Below are 19512 nucleotides of genomic sequence, written 5' to 3'. Positions count from 1 at the left end.
AGAAAAGTTCCCCCCTTCACGTTTCTTACAACGTTCCGAAAACAGCATGGTCCTCATCCATCGCCATGGCGGTCTCCTGCCCGATTAAACGCCGGCCGTATTCACGGCGAAACGCGACCGCAGTTGCTCGGCATACGCCTGCCATTGCTGAAGAAGTTGCAATTGCGCTGGGCTGCAGTCAGTGCGCAACTGTTCGAGCGCCACATGAAATTGCGCCAAGGTATTCGGCGCACCGAATTCTGGATCGCTCAGACGCTGCCGACAGAAGTCCGTCCAACGCTGATGCTCGGCGGCTGACAGACTCTCGGGGAAATTGCGTGCCCGATAGCGAAACAACAACTCTGGCAGTCGCGCATCGTCGAACGGCCACTTGTCGCTGGCCAATGCCTGGGGCTGAGCACTACGCACCTGCTCACACAACCGACGATCACGATCGCCAATAAAACCATCGTAAAGCTGCTGCTCGGGATCATGACTACCGGCGAAGTCTTCCTCACGGTAAATAGCCGCCAACTTGTCCTGCCACAACGGCTGTTCATTCTTCAGCGCTTCGACATTGCGCTCGCAGCTCGACCAGTCCAGTTGCAGACGCTGGCGATCCGCCTCACGCAATACCGAGAGCGGCGCTACCACCGGACAGCGATTGATATGCAGCAACTTCAGCGGCACTGGCGCCTCACCCTCGGCGAGGTCCTCGCGGCGCGTGTAGAGACGACTACGCAGGGTATCGGCATCCAGGTTCAGCAAAGGCGATGGATCGGCCTGCAGGTCGCAGACGATCAGCGCGTTGCGGTTGCGCGGATGCCAGGCCAACGGCAGCACCGGCGCCAGGTAATGGCGCGCCGCGGAGAAACGCCCGGAGATATGCAGCAACGGCTGTAGCAGGCGAATCTGGTCCATGACCCGCTGCTTGCTGCGCAGTTGATAGAGAAAGTCGTAGAGCCGTGGCTGCCGATCCCTTAGCAGACGCGCCAGGCCAATGGTGGCGCGCACGTCGGACAGCGCGTCGTGCGCCTGACCATGATCGATGCCATTGGCCTGGGTCAGCCGCTCCAACTTGAGCGAGACCCGCCCCTCTTCCTCGGGCCACTCGATGCCTTCGGGACGCAGCGCATAGGCCGTGCGCACCAGATCGATCAGGTCCCAGCGGCTGTTGCCGCCCTGCCACTCGCGCGCGTAGGGGTCGAAGAAGTTGCGATAGAGGCTGTAGCGCGTCACCTCGTCATCGAAGCGCAGGCTGTTGTAGCCAGCGCCACAGGTGCCCGGCGCCGAGAGCGCCGCATGCACGCGGGTCATGAACTCGCCCTCATCCAGCCCCAGTTGCTGCAGGCGCTGCGGGTCGATCCCGGTCACCAGGCAGGCAGCAGGGTGCGGCAGGATGTCATCGCTGGGACGGCAATAGATGTTCAGCGGCTCGCCAATCTCGTTCAGCGCCTCATCGGTACGGATACCCGCCACCTGCAGGGGACGGTCACAACGCGGATTGATACCGGTGGTCTCGTAGTCGTACCAGAAGATGCTGGAAGTCATGGGCGGCTCCGTACCTGACGTAAAGTTGCCGGCAGTCTATCATCCGCCTCCGGGCTCGCCGCCCGGGCCAAAACATGAACCAGCGCACAGCCGCTATACCGCCAGGCGCGCCGCACTTGTGGGGCGAGCGCCGTAACCACTAGCATTGGCAGGACACCCCACTCTACTTACAAGGATGCAACCATGAGTGACGCGATCACCCCCAATCCCTATACCGCTCCCGTCAGCGACCTGCAACCGACCTCCAACAACCAGGTGCCGAGCATCGAAGAAGCTCTGGCACGCGGCTATGACTTCAGTATCGGCGACCTGCTGAGCGAATCCTGGAGCAAGGTCAAGGGCACCAAAGGCATCATCATTGGTGGCTTCCTGGTGTTCTACGTGGTGCTGCTGGCCGCCACCTTCATCCTCGGCGGCATCGTCGGTATCTTCAGCGCACTGAGCGACAACCTGTTCATCATGTTCGCCGGCGAGATCGTGATCTCGCTGCTGGCATCGGCCCTGGCCTACCCCTTCATGGCCGGCATCAACATGGTCGGTATTCGCCGCGCCGCCGACCAGCCGCTGAACTTCAACGAAATTTTCAGCCACTTCGGTCGCACCGTACCGCTGATCATCACCGCCGTGGTGATGATGCTGCTGATCTACCTCGGCATGATCCTGCTGCTGATCCCCGGTATCTATCTGGCCGTTGCCTACCTACTGGCCATTCCGCTGGTGGTCGAACGCGGCCTGTCGCCCTGGCAGGCTCTGGAAGCCTCGCGCAAGGCCATTACCCAACACTGGTTCAAGGTCTTCGGCCTGTTCCTGCTGCTCGGCCTGATCGTCATGATCAGTGCCATTCCGCTGGGTATTGGTCTGGTGTGGAGCATTCCGCTGATGGTCGTGGCCATGGGCGTGCTGTATCGCACCATTTTCGGCGTACTGCCTGCCGCCCAATAAGCCGACGAGACTCGGGCCAGTTCGCTGGCCCGGTTGCGTTCGTGGCCCGCTGCTCGCTAGCATCGGGCTTTCTTTGATGCAGTCCGCCGATGCCCTCACGCTCAAGCGCCAGCCTTTCGTCCCACCAGTCGCCCCTGGATACTCGCTATCAGATCGAAACGCCGGAAGGTATCGATCTGCATCTGCGACCGGCCGGGCTGGTCCCGCGTGCTCTGGCGTTCGCCATCGACCTGGCCATCCGTGGCCTGATCCTCGCGGTAGTGTTCATCGTTCTCGGGCTGCTCGGTCAGTTCGGCATGGGCCTGGGCACCATCCTGCTGTTTCTCGTGACCTGGTGGTACATGGTGCTGTTCGAGGTGCTCAACCAGGGCCGCTCCCCCGGCAAGCAGATGCTCGGCCTGCGCGTGGTGCACGATGACGGTACGCCGATCGGCTGGGCCGCATCACTGACCCGCAACCTGCTGCGCTTCGTCGACATCCTGCCGTTCGGCTACACCCTGGGCATCATCAGTTGCCTGAACCACCCCGCCTTCAAGCGCCTCGGCGATATCGCCGCCGGCACGCTGGTGGTCTATCGCGATGCGCCGCTGAGCAAACCGCAGCTCGCCGATGCCGACCCCCTGCCAACGCCCTTCCCGCTCAGCCTCAGCGAACAACGCGCCATCCTCAGTTTTGCCGAGCGTGGCAGCCAGTTGTCCGCAGCGCGTAGAGCCGAACTGGCAACGCTACTGGCCGAGCCATTGCAAGTGCCGGCCGAGCAGGCGGAGCCGCGCATCAATGGCATCGCCCATGGCCTGCTGGGGAGCGCCCCGTGAAGCAGAGCCTGTTCGAAAGTCGCCATCAGGCGGACTGGGATGCCTTCGGCAGCCAGCTCGAAGCACTCGAGCGCGGCAAGGCAGACGCGCAAGCCTCCCAGGGTTTCGCCGCCCAATATCGGCAGCTTTGCCAGCACCTGGCCCTGGCCCAGGCTCGCGGTTACAGCAGTCACCTGATCGACCAGTTGCAACAACTGGCGATGCGTGGCCACCAGCAGTTCTACCGTCATCGCAGCCACCTTGCCGCGCAACTGATCCGTTTTCTGTTCGGCGGTTTCCCACGCCTGGTACGCAGTGAATGGCGTAGCGTGTGCGTGGCCAGCCTGCTGTTCTTCGGCAGCCTGGCGTTGATGGGGCTGCTGACCTACCTCTATCCCGAGCTGATCTTCAGCCTGGTCAGCCCCGACCAGGTCACTGAAATGGAAAGCATGTACGATCCCGACGCCCGTCGACTCGGGCGCTTCAGCGAACGCGGCTCCGGCGATGACTGGGTGATGTTCGGCTTCTACATCATGAACAACATCGGCATCGCTTTTCAGACCTTCGCCAGCGGCTTGCTGCTAGGGCTCGGCAGCCTGTTCTTCCTGCTGTTCAACGGCCTGATGATCGGTGCAGTGGCGGGCCACCTGACGCGCATCGGCTATGGCGAGCCATTCTGGTCCTTCGTCATCGGTCATGGCGCCTTCGAGCTCACTGCCATCGCCCTGGCCGGTGCAGCAGGTTTGAAGCTCGGCTGGGCGCTGCTGGCCCCTGGCCGCCGGCCTCGTGGCGAAGCCCTGCGCCTGGCCGCAGGCAAGGCGATTCAGCTGGTGTGCGGGGTGATCCTGTTCCTACTGCTGGCCGCCTTCATCGAAGCGTTCTGGTCCTCCACCACCTTCGCCAGCCCGAATATCAAGTACGCCGTCGGTGCCGGGCTCTGGTTACTGGTGCTGAGTTATCTGCTGCTGGCCGGCCGGAGGCAGCATGCGCCTGACTGAAGCCAGCGTCGCCATCCGTCCGCGCAGCGCCTGGGAAGCCATCGACCTCGGTGTGCTGCTCGCCCGTCGTCACGCCGGCCTGTTAATGGCCAGCTGGGCGTTGGTCACGATCCCCTTGTTCGGCCTGCTCTGCGCCTTGCTCTGGCAGTATCCAGGCTGGGCGATCTTCCTGTTCTGGTGGCTCAAACCGGCCTATGAGCGGTTGCCGCTGTACATCCTTTCGCACGCCCTGTTCGGCAACACACCCTCGTTGAAACAGGCCCTGCGCGCCCTGCCAAAACTGTTGCGACCGCAATTGCTGGCCAGCCTGACCTGGCGTCGGCTGAGCCCGACGCGCAGCTTCGATCTGCCCGTGCTGCAACTGGAGGGCCTGGCCGGCCAGGCACGCAGCCAACGCCTGGTGGTGCTCGGCCAGCGTGACAGCGCGGCGGCCACCTGGCTGACCCTGGTCGGCATGCATCTGGAAATCGCCCTGTGGATGGGCCTTGCCGCCCTGTTCTATCTGATGCTGCCACAACAGGTAGAACTGAACTGGACCTGGGAAAGCCTGCTTGCCGCAGGCAGTGGCCAGTGGATGTGGCTGGAGCACTTGTCCAATCTGCTCTACGTGCTGCTGCTGATCCTCTGGGAGCCGGTCTACGTCGCCTGCGGCTTCACTCTCTACCTCAACCGCCGCACGGCCCTGGAAGCCTGGGATATCGAACTGACCTTCCGCCGCCTGCGCCAGCGCCTGACCGGCAGCGCCTATGCGCTGTTGCTCGGTTGCGCCCTGCTGCTGACGCAGGTGCCGAATGCTGCATGGGCCGACACGCCACCAGTTGCCAGCGAAGAAGCCGAGCAGGCTGACCCGCAAGGCCCTGATGCACCGCGCCTGCTCAAGCAGCAACTGAGCAGCCAGGCCGCGCGTGAAAGCATCGAAGCACTGCTTGACGAACCGCCCTTCCAGCACCGCGAAACCGTGACACGCTGGCGCCTGGGCGAAGAGAAACCCGCAGAGGAACCCAAGCCGGAAGACGTCGAAGCGTTCCTCGACATGCTCAAGAACCTGCTCAAGCTGGGCGAATGGTGGAAGAGCCTGGACGTTGTCGCACAGATATTCGAAGTGCTGTTATGGGCGACCCTGGCCGCGCTGCTGGTCTTCGTCCTGTGGCGCTACCGCGAGTGGCTGCAGGCCTTTGGCGAACGTATCGGCCTGCCGACGCGGCGCAGGCCGGCCGCACCACAACAACTGTTCGGCCTGGAACTGGCGCCAGAGACGCTACCCGATGATGTCGCCAGCGAAGCCGAGCGACTCTGGGCCGAGCAACCTCGCGCTGCACTGGGCTTGCTCTACCGCGCACTGCTCAGCCGCCTGCTGCACGAGCATCGCCTGCCGCTGAAGCAGTCGCACACCGAAGGCGAAGTGCTGCATCTGGTCACCGACCTCGGGCAGCAGAATCTGGAAAACTACAGTCGTCAGCTCACCCTGCATTGGCAGGCGCTGGCCTATGGTCATCGCCTGCCTGCCGAGTCGTCGCGTCAGGGCCTGTGCCAGGGCTGGCGTAGCCTGTTCGGCCAGGAGCGTGCGGCATGAGTCGGCGCGCCGGCTTCCTCCTCAGCATGGCTCTGCTGCTGGGCCTGGGGCTGTTCGCCAGTTATGTGCTGGGCAAGCTCGAACCTTATGACGACGTGGTCGAGCACGGCCCTTCCCCCGAGGTTGCCAGCAGCCCGTACCTGGCTGCCGAGCACTTCCTGCGCAAACAGGGCATCGCCGCCCGCCGCGCCGAAGGCCTGGAGGTGCTGGACGGCCTGCCCAGCGAGGGGCAGACCCTGATGCTGCTGGCTGACCGCGGCAACATGACGCCGCGCCAGGTCGAACGCGTGTTGCAATGGACGGCCAATGGCGGTCATCTGCTGTTCATCGCCGAACGCCTGTGGGATGAAGAGGAAGGTAAGAGCGGCGACCTGCTGCTCGATCTGCTCGGCATCCAGCAATACATGAGTGACGATCTCGACGACGAAGAAGCCAGTGAGCCCGAGCCAGAAAGCGAAGCGAGCGAAGCCTACCCGCAACTCACCAAACTCTATCTGGAAAACGAACAGGCCCCGGCCTACATCGCCTTCGACACCGACTTCCACCTATACGATGCGCAGAACCGGGCGCACGCCTGGGCCAACAGCGACTCTGCCACGCACCTGCTGCAGCTGTACCACGGCGACGGCCTGATCACCGTACTCAGCGACCCATGGATCTGGCAGAACCGCAGCATCAACGAATACGACCACGCCTGGCTGCTCTGGTACCTGAGCCAGGACAGCGCGGTGACCCTGCTCTACTACGCCGACAGTGACGGTTTGGCCCGCCTGCTGCTGCGCCACTTCCCGCTGGCATTGCTGGTGCTGGCGCTGTTGATCATCGCCACCCTGTGGCACGTCGGCGTGCGCCACGGCCCGCTGCTGGCGCCGGCCAGTCGTGCCCGTCGTCAGCTCGAAGAACACCTGCGCGCCAGTGCCGACTTCCTGCTCCGTCGCAGTGGTCAGCACAGCCTGCTCAAAGGCCTGCAGCAGGACATCAATCGCCGCGCCCGGCGCCGTCATCCCGGCTTCGAGAAACTCGCCGTCGCCGAGCAATGGCAGGTTCTCGCTCGCCTGACCCGCCTGCCCACCAAGGACATCAGCCAGGCCATGCGCCCATTGCCGCCGCAGCGCCTATCCGCCAGTGACTTCACCCGCCAGGTCGCCCACCTGCAAACCCTCAGGAATGCCCTATGAGCGAGACCCCCGAGAACGACAACCTGCCGGTGCAGGACACTCCAGCTGCCGCGCCGAGCAATCCGCAGGTGCAGCAGCGCCAGCGTGCCAGCCAGTTGGCCCAGGCCCTGCGTGCCGAATTACGCAAGGCCGTGATCGGCCAGAGCGCGGTGATCGACGATGTGCTGACCGCGTTGATCGCCGGTGGCCATGTGCTGGTCGAAGGCGTGCCAGGGCTCGGCAAGACCCTGCTGGTGCGCGCACTGGCGCGCTGTTTCGGCGGCGAGTTCGCACGCATCCAGTTCACCCCGGACCTGATGCCCAGCGATGTCACCGGCCATGCCGTGTACGACATGCAGAGCGAGCAGTTCAAGCTGCGCAAGGGCCCGGTGTTCACCAACCTGCTGCTGGCTGACGAAATCAACCGCGCACCGGCCAAGACCCAGGCCGCCCTGCTGGAAGTGATGCAGGAGCGCCAGGTGACCCTGGAAGGCCGCGCCCTGCCGGTACAGCTGCCATTCATGGTGCTGGCGACCATGAACCCGATCGAGCAGGAAGGCACCTACCCGCTGCCGGAAGCCGAGCTGGACCGCTTCATGCTCAAGCTGCGCATGGATTATCCGCAGCAGGACGAAGAGCTGAACATGGTGCGTCAGGTGACGCGCTCGGCCAAGGCCGACATGCTCGAAGTCAGCCCGCTGCGTACCCTGCTGCAGGCCAAGGACGTGCTGGCGCTGCAGAAGATCGCCAGCGATCTGCCGCTGGATGACCAAGTGCTCGACTACGCCGTACGCCTGGCCCGCGCCACCCGCAGCTGGCCGGGCCTGGCCATGGGCGCCGGGCCGCGTGCCTCGATCGCCCTGGTGCGCGGTGCCCGTGCGCGCGCGCTGCTGCGTGGCGGCGACTTCGTTCTGCCGGATGACATCAAGAGCTGCGCGCTGGCGGTGTTGCGCCATCGCGTGCGCCTGGCGCCGGAGCTGGATATCGAAGGCCTGTCGGTGGACCAGGTCCTGCAACAGCTGCTCGATCAGGTGCCGGCACCGCGCCTATGAAACCTTCGCGCCTGCTCCTCGGGCTGCTCGGCGGCCTGTTCGCCGCTGCCGTATTGCTCGGCGCCCTGCCCCTGCTCGGCATACGCCTGGCAGACAGCCTGACGTCGCTGGCCTGGGGGCTGTTGCTGACCATACTGCTGGTCGCCGCTGTCGATGCCTTGTGGCTGCGTCGCCAGCGCTCGCCACGACTGGAGCGCGTATTGCCGGGCAACCTGCCGCTCGGGCGCTGGAGCGAGGTGCACCTGATCGCCCATCACGACTTCACCCAGACGCAACAAATCGAGGTCTTCGACCATGTGCCTGAAGGCATGGCTTTCGACTTTCTGCCGCAGCGCATCACCCTGCACCCTGGCCAGCAGACGCGCGTCAGCTATCGCCTGAAACCGCTGATCCGCGGGCACTTTCACTTTGCCCAGTGCGAGCTGCAATTGCCCAGCCCGCTGCACCTGTGGCAGGCCAAGCGCTTGCTGCCACTGCCTGACGAGAGCCGCGTCTACCCGGACTTCGCGCGTCTCTACGGTGCGCAGCTCAAGGCCGTGGACGATTGGCTAAGCCAGTTGGGCGTGCGCCAACGCCAACGCCGTGGCCTGGGCCTGGAGTTTCACCAACTGCGTGAATTTCGTGATGGCGACACCCTGCGCCAGATCGACTGGAAGGCCACCGCCCGCAAGCGCATGCCCATCGCCCGCGAGTACCAGGACGAACGCGACCAGCATATCGTCTTCCTGCTCGACTGCGGCCGGCGCATACGCAGCCAGGACGACGAGCTGTCGCACTTCGACCACGCTCTCAACGCCTGCCTGCTGCTCAGCTACGTGGCGCTGCGCCAGGGCGACGCCGTCGGTCTGGCGACCTTCGCCAGCAACCAGTCGCGTTACCTGGCACCGGTCAAGGGCCCTGCTCAACTGAACGTGCTGCTCAACGCCGTGTATGACCTCGATACCAGCCAACAACCGGCCGACTTCAGCGCCGCAGCCGATCTGTTGCTTGCACGCCAGCGGCGTCGCTCGCTGGTGGTGCTGGTGACCAACCTGCGCGACGAGGACGATCAGGATCTGCTCGCTGCCGTACGCCGCCTGTCACGCCAGCATCGCGTGCTGATCGCCAGCCTGCGCGAGGAAGCACTCGATCGTCTGCGGCAAACGCCCGTGGAGCAATTCGATCAGGCCCTGGCCTACTGCGGCACGCTGGACTACCTCAACGCCCGCGCCGACCTACACGAGCGCCTGGCCGCCCACGACGTGCCAGTACTCGACGCGCGTCCGGGCGAACTGGGCCCGGAGCTGGTCAGCAGCTATCTGGCCTGGAAGAAGGCCGGCGCACTTTAAGGTCCGTTGGTGTTTCGGCAAGACCGCGCCGAAAGAAGCAACTGCTGGCGCCTCTGCTTGTCGAAGCCAATGCTGCAGAGGCCCTGGCACCGGCTTTCCCACACAGATGTTGCGTGGTTATGGCCGTGGCCGGGTGCTATGATCCCGAGTCTGCGGCGCAAAGAGTACAAACTCGACGCCGCCCATAGGCCGCCCGTGATCGGCCTTGCGCATACCGCACACGACCTGAGTAGGAGATAGACCATGGCTTTTGAATTGCCGCCGCTGCCTTACGAAAAGAACGCCCTCGAGCCGCACATTTCCGCCGAGACCCTCGAGTTCCACCACGACAAGCACCACAACACCTACGTCGTGAACCTGAACAACCTGGTGCCGGGCACCGAGTTCGAAGGCAAGAGCCTGGAAGAAATCGTCAAGACTTCCTCGGGCGGCATCTTCAACAACGCCGCTCAGGTGTGGAACCACACCTTCTACTGGAACTGCCTGTCGCCGAACGGCGGTGGCCAGCCGACCGGCGCCCTGGCTGACGCCATCAACGCTGCCTTCGGTTCCTTCGACAAGTTCAAGGAAGAGTTCAGCAAGGTTTCCATCGGCACCTTCGGTTCCGGCTGGGGCTGGCTGGTGAAGAAAGCTGACGGTTCCCTGGCCCTGGCCAGCACCATCGGCGCTGGCTGCCCGCTGACCTCCGGCGACACTCCGTTGCTGACCTGCGACGTCTGGGAACACGCCTACTACATCGACTACCGCAACCTGCGTCCGAAGTACGTCGAGGCGTTCTGGAACCTGGTGAACTGGGACTTCGTCGCCCAGAACTACGCGGCCTGAATCTCAGCCCCGTAATGCGAAAACCCGGCCTTCATGGCCGGGTTTTTCGTTTCTGCATCATGTCTGCGCAGCTAGAGCAATCTGCGCGGTGAAAACTCCGCCCCCTGCTCCTCCACACGGTTGACCGCCTGGCTCAGTACGCGGTCGGCACGCACCGGTCCGAGGAACTCACAGAGCCCGATATAGAGCAGGTTCAGCAGCTTGCGCAGTTGCTCCAGCCCGAGACTGGCGACGCCGTCGCCACCCCCTTGCTCCAGCCAGATACGCAAGCGCGTCGACAGCTCGGAACTCACCCCCATGCCGGACAGATTACCGGCGGCAAAACGCCTCAGCGCGGCCTGCTGGGCACTATCGAGCTGCTCCTGCAAGGCCTGGCTCAGGGCCAGGAAAGTCGTTTGCGCGGCGCTGTCCGGGGTCGCGACTTGCCGCACGGCCTCATTGCGCCCCTGGCGCCAGGCGGCCAGTTGTTCCTCCGGGTCAGGCAGCAACTGCGCAGGTGGCCCGGTCAGGGCCCCCACCAACTCGCGATACAGCCGTGCCCGTTCGAGCTTGCGCTCGGTACGTAGCACCACCTCGGCGAGAAACTCATTGAGAGCGAACGGTGGCTGCTCCGCGTACTTGTTCTCCCACAACGCCAGCAGTGGCCAGACCTCTTCATCCGAGAAATGTCCGGCCAGACCGGTGTAGATCGCGCGACGACGCAGACTCAATCTCATCCTCAGCCCCTCCTCGACCATTGCTCGCTGTCGAAGGTCTGCGTCAGGTTGAACTCCGGATAACCAACCTCGGCATGCTCGGCAAAATCCAACCCGCGCTGCTCATGCTGGGTCGAAACCCGCAGCCCCATGGTCTTGGCCAACAGGAAGTAGAACACCAGGGCGACCGGGAAGGCCCAGAGAAAAGCGGCCGCAGCACCCAACGCCTGCACGGCAACACGCTCCCAGTTGAACAGGTCGCCCTGGTAGAACAGCCCGGCCGCCAAGGTACCCCAGATGCCGGCGAAGCCATGGACCGGAATCGCACCGACGACGTCATCGAGCTGCAGGCGATCGAGCAAGCGCATGCCATACACCACGACGAAACCGGCGATAAGCCCGCTGAACAAAGCGAAACCCGGCGCCATGCTGGCGCAACCGGCGGTGATGCCGACCAGACCGCCAATCGAGCCATTCACCGTAGTGGTCAACAGCACCGGGCTTGCCGTGCTGCGCTGCGCCAGTAGAGCGCCGAGCGCTCCAGCAACCGCAGCCAGATGCGTATTCAGGGCGATCAACCCAAGGCTGCTGCTGACTTCCAGGTTGCTGCCGGCATTGAAGCCGAACCAGCCCACCCAGAGGATGAAACCACCCAATGCCACCAGGCCGAGATTGTGCCCGGGGATCAAACGCGCCTTGCCATCAGCGGCAAAGCGACCGAGGCGCGGACCGAGCACCAGAATCCCTGCCAACGCACACCAGGCACCGACGCTATGCACCACGGTCGATCCCGCGAAATCGATGAAGCCGAGCTTGGCCAGCCAGCCCTGCCCGCCATACAGACCGCCCCACACCCAACTGCCGAATATCGGGTAGATCACACCGCTGATCAGCACAGCACCAACCAGGTAGGCGCCGTAGCGCGTACGCTCGGCCATGGCCCCGCTGGCGATGGTCGCAGCAGTGGCGGCGAACATCATCTGAAACAGTAGAAAGGTGTAATCCCAGGGCTCGCCAGTGTTCGGTGCAAAATGACTCATACCGAACCAGCCGGTGAGGTTGGCGCCGAACATCAGGCCAAAGCCGACCAGCCAGAACACGATGCCGCCCACACAGAAGTCCATGTAATTCTTCATCATCACGTTGACGGCGTTCTTGGCCCGCGCCATGCCGCTCTCCAACAAGGCGAACCCCGCTTGCATGAAGAACACCAGTACGCTGGCCATTACCAGCCAGGCCGTATTGACGGCCTCTTCACTGGCGGCGTGGGCCTGTGGGGCAAAGCTGATAGCGACGAGCAACAGCATGAGTGTTTTCATCACGGATCCCCTCCTGGTCGATGCCCGGTCTTCGCAACTCTTGTGCCAGCCTCGAAACAGGCGACAAGCGCCGCGACACAGGGCGTAACAGCAACAGGTGATCAATACGACCAAGGGTGCTCAAGTCCGTAACAATCGCACCGACACAGAGCAAGGAGTCGACCCAGAGACGTCGAATCGCACCAGGAGCGTTCCTTGTGGGATAAAAAGTGCCACCAGGCATGATGGCCCTTTGACGGCCAGGTCTAGATTGCCAATACTCTCGTCTGACTGACGCTGTAAGCATCGACATAAGGAATTGCCTTTGAAGCTGGAATTGAAAAACAGCTTGTCACTCAAGTTGCTCCGCGTGGTGCTGCTTTCAGCGCTGGTGGTCGGGGTGGTATTGAGCTGCGCTCAGATCGTCTTCGATGCCTACAAGACGCGCCAGGCGGTATCCAACGACGCGCAACGTATCCTCGGCATGTTCCGTGATCCCTCGACTCAGGCGGTGTACAGCCTGGATCGGGAAATGGGCATGCAGGTCATCGAGGGTCTGTTCCAGCACGAATCGGTGCGCTATGCGGCCATCGGCCACCCCAACGAGCCTATGCTGGCCGAGCGCACGCGCGAGTTGGCGCAGATTCCCACGCGCTGGCTGACCGACCCGATCCTCGGCCAGGAGCAGCAGTTCTCCACCAAACTGGTTGGCCGTGGCCCCTACAGCGAGTATTACGGCGACCTCAACATCACCCTGGACACAGCGCCCTACGGCGAAAGTTTCGTCACCAACTCGGTGATCATCTTCATCTCCGGCGTGCTGCGCGCCATGGCCATGGGCCTGGTGCTCTATCTGGTCTACCACTGGCTGCTGACCAAGCCACTATCGAAGATCATCGAGCACCTCACCCACATCAACCCCGACCGGCCCAGCGAGCACAAGCTGCCCATGCTCAAGGGCAACGAGAAGAATGAACTGGGACTGTGGATCAACACCGCCAACCAGTTGCTCTCCTCCATCGAACGCAACACTCACCTGCGCCGCGAAGCCGAGAACAGCCTGCTGCGCATGGCCCAGTACGACTTCCTGACCGGCTTGCCCAACCGCCAGCAACTGCAGCAGCAGCTCGACCAGATTCTCGAAGACGCCGGCCGACTGCAGCGCCGCGTCGCCGTACTGTGCGTCGGCCTGGATGACTTCAAGGGCATCAACGAGCAGTTCAGTTACCAGAGCGGCGACCAGTTGCTGCTGGCGCTGTCCGACCGTCTGCGCAGCCACAGCGGTCGCCTCGGCGCGCTGGCCCGTCTCGGTGGCGACCAGTTCGCCCTGGTGCAGGCCGATATCGAGCAGCCTTACGAAGCCGCCGAGCTGGCGCAAAGCGTACTCGACGACCTGGAGCTGCCCTTCCAGCTCGATCAGCACGAAGTACGCCTGCGCGCCACTATCGGCATCACCCTGTTCCCGGAAGACGGCGACAGCACCGAGAAGCTGCTGCAGAAAGCCGAACAGACCATGACCCTGGCCAAGAGCCGCTCGCGCAACCGCTACCAGTTCTACATTGCCAGCGTCGACAGCGAGATGCGCCGCCGCCGTGAGTTGGAGAAGGACCTGCGTGACGCCCTGGCGCAGAACCAGTTGCACCTGGTCTACCAACCGCAAGTGGACTACCGCGACCATCGCGTGGTCGGCGTCGAAGCGCTGCTGCGCTGGCAGCATCCGCAACATGGCTTCGTACCGCCGGACCTGTTCATTCCGTTGGCCGAACAGAACGGCACCATCATTCCCATCGGCGAATGGATTCTCGACCAGACCTGTCGCCAGCTGCGCGAATGGCACGATCAGGGTTTCAGTGATCTGCGCATGGCCATCAACCTGTCCACCGTGCAGCTGCACCACGCCGAGCTGCCGCGCGTGGTCAACAACCTGATGCAAGTCTACCGCCTGCCGCCGAAGAGCCTCGAACTGGAAGTCACCGAGACGGGCCTGATGGAAGACATCAGCACCGCGGCCCAGCACCTGCTCAGCCTACGCCGCTCAGGCGCACTGATCGCCATCGACGACTTCGGGACCGGCTATTCGTCGCTGAGCTACCTCAAGAGCCTGCCGCTGGACAAGATCAAGATCGACAAGAGCTTCGTCCAGGATCTGCTCGAGGACGAAGACGACGCCACCATCGTTCGCGCCATCATCCAGCTGGGCAAGAGCCTGGGCATGCAGGTCATCGCAGAAGGCGTGGAAACCGCCGAGCAGGAAGCCTACATCATCGCCCAGGGCTGTCATGAGGGTCAGGGCTACCTGTACAGCAAACCGCTGCCAGCACGCGAGCTGACCCTGTTCCTCAAGCAGGCACGCCGCCTGAGTTCAGCGGCAACGCTCTGACCCCCACCAACGAAAACGCCGCGATTGATCGCGGCGTTTTCGTTTGAGCTCTGCACATTCGGCTTACCAGTTCTGCACACCAAACAACCAGGCCGTGGCCAACGCACCAGCCAGGCATAGCACAGCGCCACCGGCGGCCTGCCAATAAAAGTTGCGCGCCAGTTCGTCCTCTCCGCTGTTGGAGAGAATGAACGGCTGCCGTTCGCTGGGCTTGGCCATGTGATGCCGAGCCGGCTCGGATGCCTTTTGCCGGTGCCGGTCCTCAGCCTCCAGTTGCGCCGCCAGCCGCACGCGGTTCCATTCCTGCTCGTCGAGTTCGCCGTTGCCGTCACTGTCGAAGCGTCGCAGAAGACCGACGTAGTCGCCCTTCCACTCGCGGATGACTTCGCCTTGAGCGTTATGACTGTCGAATCCCTGCTGCGCAGCGCCACGGGTGCGAAAATCACCGATGGCATACAACGGCTGGCCGACATGCAAACGCTCCTCGCTGTAGCGATAACGCTGGCCGCTGGTGAGAAAACCGAACAGCCCGGTCTTTGCCGGGCCCAGCGGGTGGCGCAGATTGCCCTCCCAGACTTCGTGTACCGCCGCACGAATCTCGGCACCACGAGGATCGATCAGGCATTCGCCGGTACCATCGACCAAGCGCAACCAGGCATCGCTGGCGCCACTCTCGATGATCCGCCAACTGCGCTTCTTGCCGCTGGAGCGATACTCCTCGATACGAAAGCGCCACCACAGGCAGGGTTTACCGGTCAGTGGCCCACGCAGTTGCATGTCCGGCAACGCCTCAAGCACGCCATAGAGTTCGACGTAGCCCTGCGCCGCCGAACGGATCTTCGAGGTTGGCGTATCGAGCAGATGGCGCGCCTGCGACCAGCGCCGCAGGCACCACCAGGCGCCGCCCAGACAGGCGCCCATGGTGAAGGTCAGGGTGAAAAAAAAGCCGAAAGGGTCGACCTGCAACATCTAAGAACCTGTTCATGATCTCGCGAGCTAGAGCGATACAAGGCAAAAGCACGCGAGGAAGCGGAGTTTACGTGCTGTAAATGAGCATCCGAGCGTGCTTTTAACGCAGTAGCGCCGACGCGCAGCAGATCATTAACAGGTTCTCAGTTGAACAGTGATTTCATGTCCACATCGGCTTTTTCCGCCTCGCTGAACACCAGCAGTTCGGCAGCCTGGAAGTTGAACATGCGCGCGATGAGTACGTCGGGAAACTGCTCGATGCGCACGTTATTGAGGTTGACCGCCTCGTTGTACAGCTCGCGGCGGTCGGCGATGCCATTTTCCAGGCCGCTGATACGCTGCTGCAGGTGCTGGAAGCTGTCGTTGGCCTTCAACTCGGGGTAATTCTCGGCCAGGGCGAAAAGCTGGCCGAGGCCTGCGCGCAGACCACTCTCGGCCTTGCCCAGGGCGCCGACGTCGTGCTGCTCGCGAGCGCTGGCAACGGCGCTACGGGCGGCGATCACCCGCTCCAGGGTCGAGCCCTCGTACTGCATGTACTGCTTGCAGGTTTCCACCAGCTTGGGCAATTCGTCATGCCGCTGCTTGAGCAGCACATCGATGTTCGACCAGGCCTTGCTCACGCCATGTTTGAGGCGCACCAGACCGTTGTACAACGACACCGCATAGGCGCCGAGCAGAACGAGGACAACGATGACGATCACGGCGGTCAGGCTCATGCAGTTTTCTCCATGCAGAACTGCGATTCAGGTGCTGGCATTCTAGCGGCAGCGCAACGCCTCGGCAGCGATATCCCGCACAGCGACGAATAATGGCCTTTACACATAATGCGAAACATTTGCATTATGTTGCAGTTTTTCAGGTACTGCTGAGTACCGTCCACATTTCGTACACGCAAAGGACACCGCCATGATTCGTATGCCCCTGGCCTCCGCCAGCCTGTTGGCCATTGCCATTGCCCTCGCTGGCTGTGGCGAAGACAAAGCCCCCGCGACCCAGGCAGCTGCACCTGCCGCCACCGAGAGCGCAGCACCTGCTGCAGCCAAGGTCGACGAGGCGGCAGCGAAAGCCGTGGTCAACCATTACGCCGACCTGGCCCTGGCCGTGTTCAGCGACGCCGCGAGTACCGGCAAGGCCCTGCAGACTGCCATTGATGCACTGCTTGCCGATCCCAGCGAAGCGACCCTGAAAGCCGCACGCGAAGCCTGGCTGGCCGCACGCGTTCCTTACATGCAGAGCGAAGTGTTCCGTTTCGGTAACCCGGTGGTCGACGAGTGGGAAGGCCAGCTCAACGCCTGGCCGCTGGACGAAGGCCTGATCGACTACGTCGCCGATGACTACCAGCATGCACTGGGCAACCCAGGCGCGCAGGCCAACATCATCGCCAACACCGAGATCCAGGTCGGTGAAGACAAGCTCGACGTCAGCGAAATCACCGGCGAGCTGCTGGCCAGCCTGAATGAGCTGGGCGGCTCCGAGGCCAACGTTGCCACCGGCTACCACGCCATCGAATTCCTGCTCTGGGGCCAAGACCTCAACGGCACCAACCCTGGCGCTGGCGAGCGTCCCTACACCGATTACGTGGTGGGCGAAGGCGCCACCGGTGGTCACAACGAGCGTCGCCGTGCCTTCCTCAAGGCAGCTACCGACCTGCTGGTCAGCGACCTGAACGACATGGTCGAGCAGTGGAAAGACGGCGTTGAAGGCAACTACCGCAGCGAACTGGTCGCCGATTCGGCCGAGAACGGCCTGCGCAAGATGCTGTTCGGCATGGGCAGCCTGTCGCTCGGCGAACTGGCCGGCGAGCGCATGAAGGTCGCGCTGGAAGCCAACTCCACCGAAGACGAGCATGACTGTTTCAGCGACAACACCCACAACTCGCATTTCTACAACGGCAAGGGCATTCGCAACGTCTACCTGGGCGAGTACAAGAAGGTCGATGGCAGCACCCTGACCGGCCCGAGCCTGTCCGAGCTGGTGGCCAAGGCCGACGCCCAGGCCGATGCCACGCTCAAGACCGACCTGCAGGAAACCGAAGCCAAGCTGCAGGCCCTGGTCGACAGCGCCGAGAAGAACAACGTGCACTTCGACCAGTTGATCGCTGCCGACAACGCCGAAGGTCAGCAACTGGTGCGCGATGCCATCGCCGCACTGGTCAAGCAGACTGGCGCCATCGAGCAGGCTGCCGGCAAGCTGGGCATCAGCGACCTGAACCCTGACACCGCCGATCACGAATTCTGATCGTCCTAGCAGGTTGAAAAGCCGGCGCCCCGCAAGGAGCGCCGGCTTTTTTATGGCGGCTGGTGCCGTTCGGTAGGGTGCGCCGTGCGCACCAGCAGCCGTCGGTTCCCCGGTGCGCATGGCGCACCCTACATCCGCGCTACGCCGCTGCGATACTCACCGGGACTGACGCCATAAACCTGCTTGAACTGTCGCGACAGGTGGCTCTGGTCGGCGAAGCCCAGCTGCATGGCCACGCTGACCGCCGTGCAGCCACTCTTGAGCAAGGCCCGCGCCTGTTCCAGGCGTCGCTGCTTGAGCCAGGCATGCGGTGGCAGCCCCGTCGCACGACGAAATACCCGCGCGAAGTGAAAAGGTGAAAGATTGACCGCTGCCGCCAGCTCCTCCAGCGAAGGCGGCTCGACCAGGCGTTCGGCCAGCATCTGCTTGGCGCAGGCCACGGCCCAGGGCTCGCGCCCAGGCGCGGGCGGTTCGGCAAGCTGCGCATGGTGCTGGAACAGCAGCAGGATCGCCTCACGCCAGGCCAGTTGCTGCTGCAACGCCTCGGCGCCGTGTTCGAGCAACTGGTGCAGGTGCAGAAAGGCGGCGTGCAAACGCGGATCATGCAGCACGCTGAAGGAAAATGACGGCATGCCGGTCTTGGCCAACCCCAGCTCCTGCAGTGCCCCCAATACCTGGGCATTGTCGGGGTAGAAACCGCGATAGCGCCAACCGTCTTCGTGCGCCTTGGAGCCGGTGTGCACTTCGTCCGGGTTGATCAGCACCATGCTGCCCTGCGGCGCCAAGTGATCGCTGCCACGGTGGCGAAAGCGCTGGGCACCATGTTCGATCACGGTGAAGACGAACCCTTCATGCACGTGCGGCGCGAAGCGCTGCTCGAGGTAGCGCGCCTGCAACAATTCGACGCCGCTCAATGCGGAAGCTTTCCAGAAGCGGGTCTGCTCGCGGCTGTGCATAAGGTTCAGGCGTTGAAGCCAGCCTCCATCGCCTCACGCAACGCTGGCCACTCCAGGTCGGTGATGCTGTACAGCACGGTGTCATCGAGACGACCATCAGCCAGGCGGCGATGGTTGCGCAGCAAACCTTCACGGACGGCACCGAGCTTCTCGATGGCGCGTTGCGAGCGCAGGTTACTGGCAGCGGTTTTGAGCTGTACACGCACCACGCCCCAGTTATCGAACGCATGCCTGAGCATCAGGTACTTGATGGTGGTGTTCAGTCCGCTGCCGTGTTGATTGCGGTCGAGCCAGGTCCAGCCGATTTCGCAGGCTGGCAGGTTGTTCATGAAATCGGCAAAGCGCGTGGTGCCCACCAGTTCGTCACCCAGACGAATGACGAACGGCAAGGCCCGCTGCTCGCGCAGATCGGCCAGGGCGCTGCGGTACCAATCCAGTCGCTGGGTGCCGCTCATGTACAGCAGCTCCTCACGATTGGCCTCGGCCAGCGCCACCAGGGCGGGGATATCCGCGTCAGAAAGCGGTTCCAGGCGCAACGCGCCACGTTGCAAAGTCACCAGCTGCGGCTTGAACATGGAGTCCTTCCTCGGACAGAGTCGCAAACGCACCACGCTATCAGCCCCTGGGCTCCGGCACAATCGAGTCCCGTCGCAAAGCCTGTGGTGGGCCCTGCGACCTTGGTCGCAGCCGACAGCGTCTGGCTTTGTGCAACACTGATCAGCATCTGCCTCGCCTCGGCGGCCAGGCTCAACTCGTTCCACTGTGCGTTTCGGAGTC

At 63.2% G+C, this 19512-nt stretch carries 17 protein-coding genes; 10 read left to right on the top strand and 7 right to left on the bottom strand.

The annotated features are described in order from the left end of the window. Nucleotides 1–84: 84 nt before the first annotated feature. Entirely contained in the window at nt 85–1530 is a 1446-nt protein-coding gene (gene sbcB, locus BM059_RS09640; RefSeq protein ID WP_074938254.1) for an exodeoxyribonuclease I, read from the bottom strand. Nucleotides 1531–1713: 183 nt separating this feature from the next. Between sbcB and BM059_RS09635 the strand changes: the two genes are divergently transcribed. The 8 genes from BM059_RS09635 (at nt 1714) to BM059_RS09600 (ending at nt 10199) form a co-directional block, all read left to right on the top strand. Then, nucleotides 1714–2472 carry a DUF975 family protein gene (locus tag BM059_RS09635; RefSeq protein ID WP_074938252.1) on the top strand — a complete coding sequence of 253 codons (759 nt, stop codon included), beginning with the start codon at nt 1714–1716 and terminating at the stop codon, nt 2470–2472. Between the two features lie 89 nt (nt 2473–2561). Continuing rightward, nucleotides 2562–3287 carry an RDD family protein gene (locus tag BM059_RS09630; protein ID WP_074938250.1) on the top strand — a complete coding sequence of 242 codons (726 nt, stop codon included), beginning with the start codon at nt 2562–2564 and terminating at the stop codon, nt 3285–3287. Continuing rightward, nucleotides 3284–4264, top strand: coding sequence for a stage II sporulation protein M (locus BM059_RS09625; RefSeq protein ID WP_074938248.1), 981 nt, complete (start codon nt 3284–3286; stop codon nt 4262–4264). The genes BM059_RS09630 and BM059_RS09625 overlap by 4 nt, the downstream gene beginning before the upstream one ends. Then, nucleotides 4251–5837, top strand: a complete 1587-nt coding sequence (locus tag BM059_RS09620; RefSeq protein WP_074938246.1) for a DUF4129 domain-containing protein — start codon at nt 4251–4253, stop codon at nt 5835–5837. Before BM059_RS09625 ends, BM059_RS09620 begins: the two co-directional genes overlap by 14 nt. Next, nucleotides 5834–7015, top strand: a complete 1182-nt coding sequence (locus BM059_RS09615; RefSeq protein ID WP_074938244.1) for a DUF4350 domain-containing protein — start codon at nt 5834–5836, stop codon at nt 7013–7015. The genes BM059_RS09620 and BM059_RS09615 overlap by 4 nt, the downstream gene beginning before the upstream one ends. Then, nucleotides 7012–8046: an AAA family ATPase gene (locus tag BM059_RS09610; RefSeq protein ID WP_037003174.1), complete on the top strand. Its 1035-nt coding sequence runs from the start codon at nt 7012–7014 to the stop codon at nt 8044–8046. The genes BM059_RS09615 and BM059_RS09610 overlap by 4 nt, the downstream gene beginning before the upstream one ends. After that, nucleotides 8043–9374 (top strand): DUF58 domain-containing protein, encoded by a 1332-nt coding sequence (locus BM059_RS09605; protein ID WP_074938242.1) that lies wholly within the window; start codon nt 8043–8045, stop codon nt 9372–9374. The genes BM059_RS09610 and BM059_RS09605 overlap by 4 nt, the downstream gene beginning before the upstream one ends. A gap of 243 nt (nt 9375–9617) precedes the next feature. Then, a complete protein-coding gene (locus tag BM059_RS09600; RefSeq protein ID WP_003462535.1) occupies nt 9618–10199 on the top strand; it encodes a superoxide dismutase in 582 nt (193 codons plus the stop codon). A gap of 71 nt (nt 10200–10270) precedes the next feature. Here BM059_RS09600 and BM059_RS09595 read toward each other — a convergent pair whose 3' ends face one another. Next, nucleotides 10271–10915 (bottom strand): hypothetical protein, encoded by a 645-nt coding sequence (locus BM059_RS09595; protein WP_074938240.1) that lies wholly within the window; start codon nt 10913–10915, stop codon nt 10271–10273. Nucleotides 10916–10917: 2 nt separating this feature from the next. Continuing rightward, nucleotides 10918–12213, bottom strand: a complete 1296-nt coding sequence (locus BM059_RS09590; protein ID WP_074938238.1) for an ammonium transporter — start codon at nt 12211–12213, stop codon at nt 10918–10920. Nucleotides 12214–12517: 304 nt separating this feature from the next. On the opposite strand from BM059_RS09590, the gene BM059_RS09585 reads away from it, so the two are divergent. After that, nucleotides 12518–14572 carry a putative bifunctional diguanylate cyclase/phosphodiesterase gene (locus BM059_RS09585; RefSeq protein WP_037003169.1) on the top strand — a complete coding sequence of 685 codons (2055 nt, stop codon included), beginning with the start codon at nt 12518–12520 and terminating at the stop codon, nt 14570–14572. Nucleotides 14573–14635: 63 nt separating this feature from the next. Here BM059_RS09585 and BM059_RS09580 read toward each other — a convergent pair whose 3' ends face one another. Both BM059_RS09580 and BM059_RS09575 read right to left on the bottom strand, forming a co-directional pair. Continuing rightward, the gene (locus BM059_RS09580) at nt 14636–15541 is read right to left on the bottom strand and encodes a GIDE domain-containing protein (RefSeq protein WP_074938236.1); all 906 of its coding nucleotides are present in this window, start codon (nt 15539–15541) and stop codon (nt 14636–14638) included. 143 nt (nt 15542–15684) lie between these two features. Beyond that, nucleotides 15685–16257: a LemA family protein gene (locus BM059_RS09575; RefSeq protein ID WP_003462549.1), complete on the bottom strand. Its 573-nt coding sequence runs from the start codon at nt 16255–16257 to the stop codon at nt 15685–15687. Between the two features lie 190 nt (nt 16258–16447). Here BM059_RS09575 and BM059_RS09570 point away from each other — a divergent pair, with 190 nt between their 5' ends. Next, entirely contained in the window at nt 16448–17779 is a 1332-nt protein-coding gene (locus BM059_RS09570) for an imelysin family protein (protein ID WP_074938234.1), read from the top strand. A 128-nt stretch (nt 17780–17907) separates the two neighbouring features. Here the strand turns inward: BM059_RS09570 and BM059_RS09565 are convergent, their stop codons facing one another. Both BM059_RS09565 and BM059_RS09560 read right to left on the bottom strand, forming a co-directional pair. Next, entirely contained in the window at nt 17908–18735 is an 828-nt protein-coding gene (locus tag BM059_RS09565; RefSeq protein ID WP_074938232.1) for a helix-turn-helix transcriptional regulator, read from the bottom strand. A 5-nt stretch (nt 18736–18740) separates the two neighbouring features. Further along, a complete protein-coding gene (locus BM059_RS09560; protein WP_074938230.1) occupies nt 18741–19310 on the bottom strand; it encodes a GNAT family N-acetyltransferase in 570 nt (189 codons plus the stop codon). Nucleotides 19311–19512 lie beyond the last annotated feature (202 nt).

Origin of the sequence: Ectopseudomonas composti (assembly GCF_900115475.1) — a bacterium.
GTDB lineage: Bacteria > Pseudomonadota > Gammaproteobacteria > Pseudomonadales > Pseudomonadaceae > Aquipseudomonas > Aquipseudomonas composti.
The sequence above is the reverse complement of the archived record's forward strand: the minus strand, read 5'-3'. Positions and strand labels throughout refer to the sequence as shown.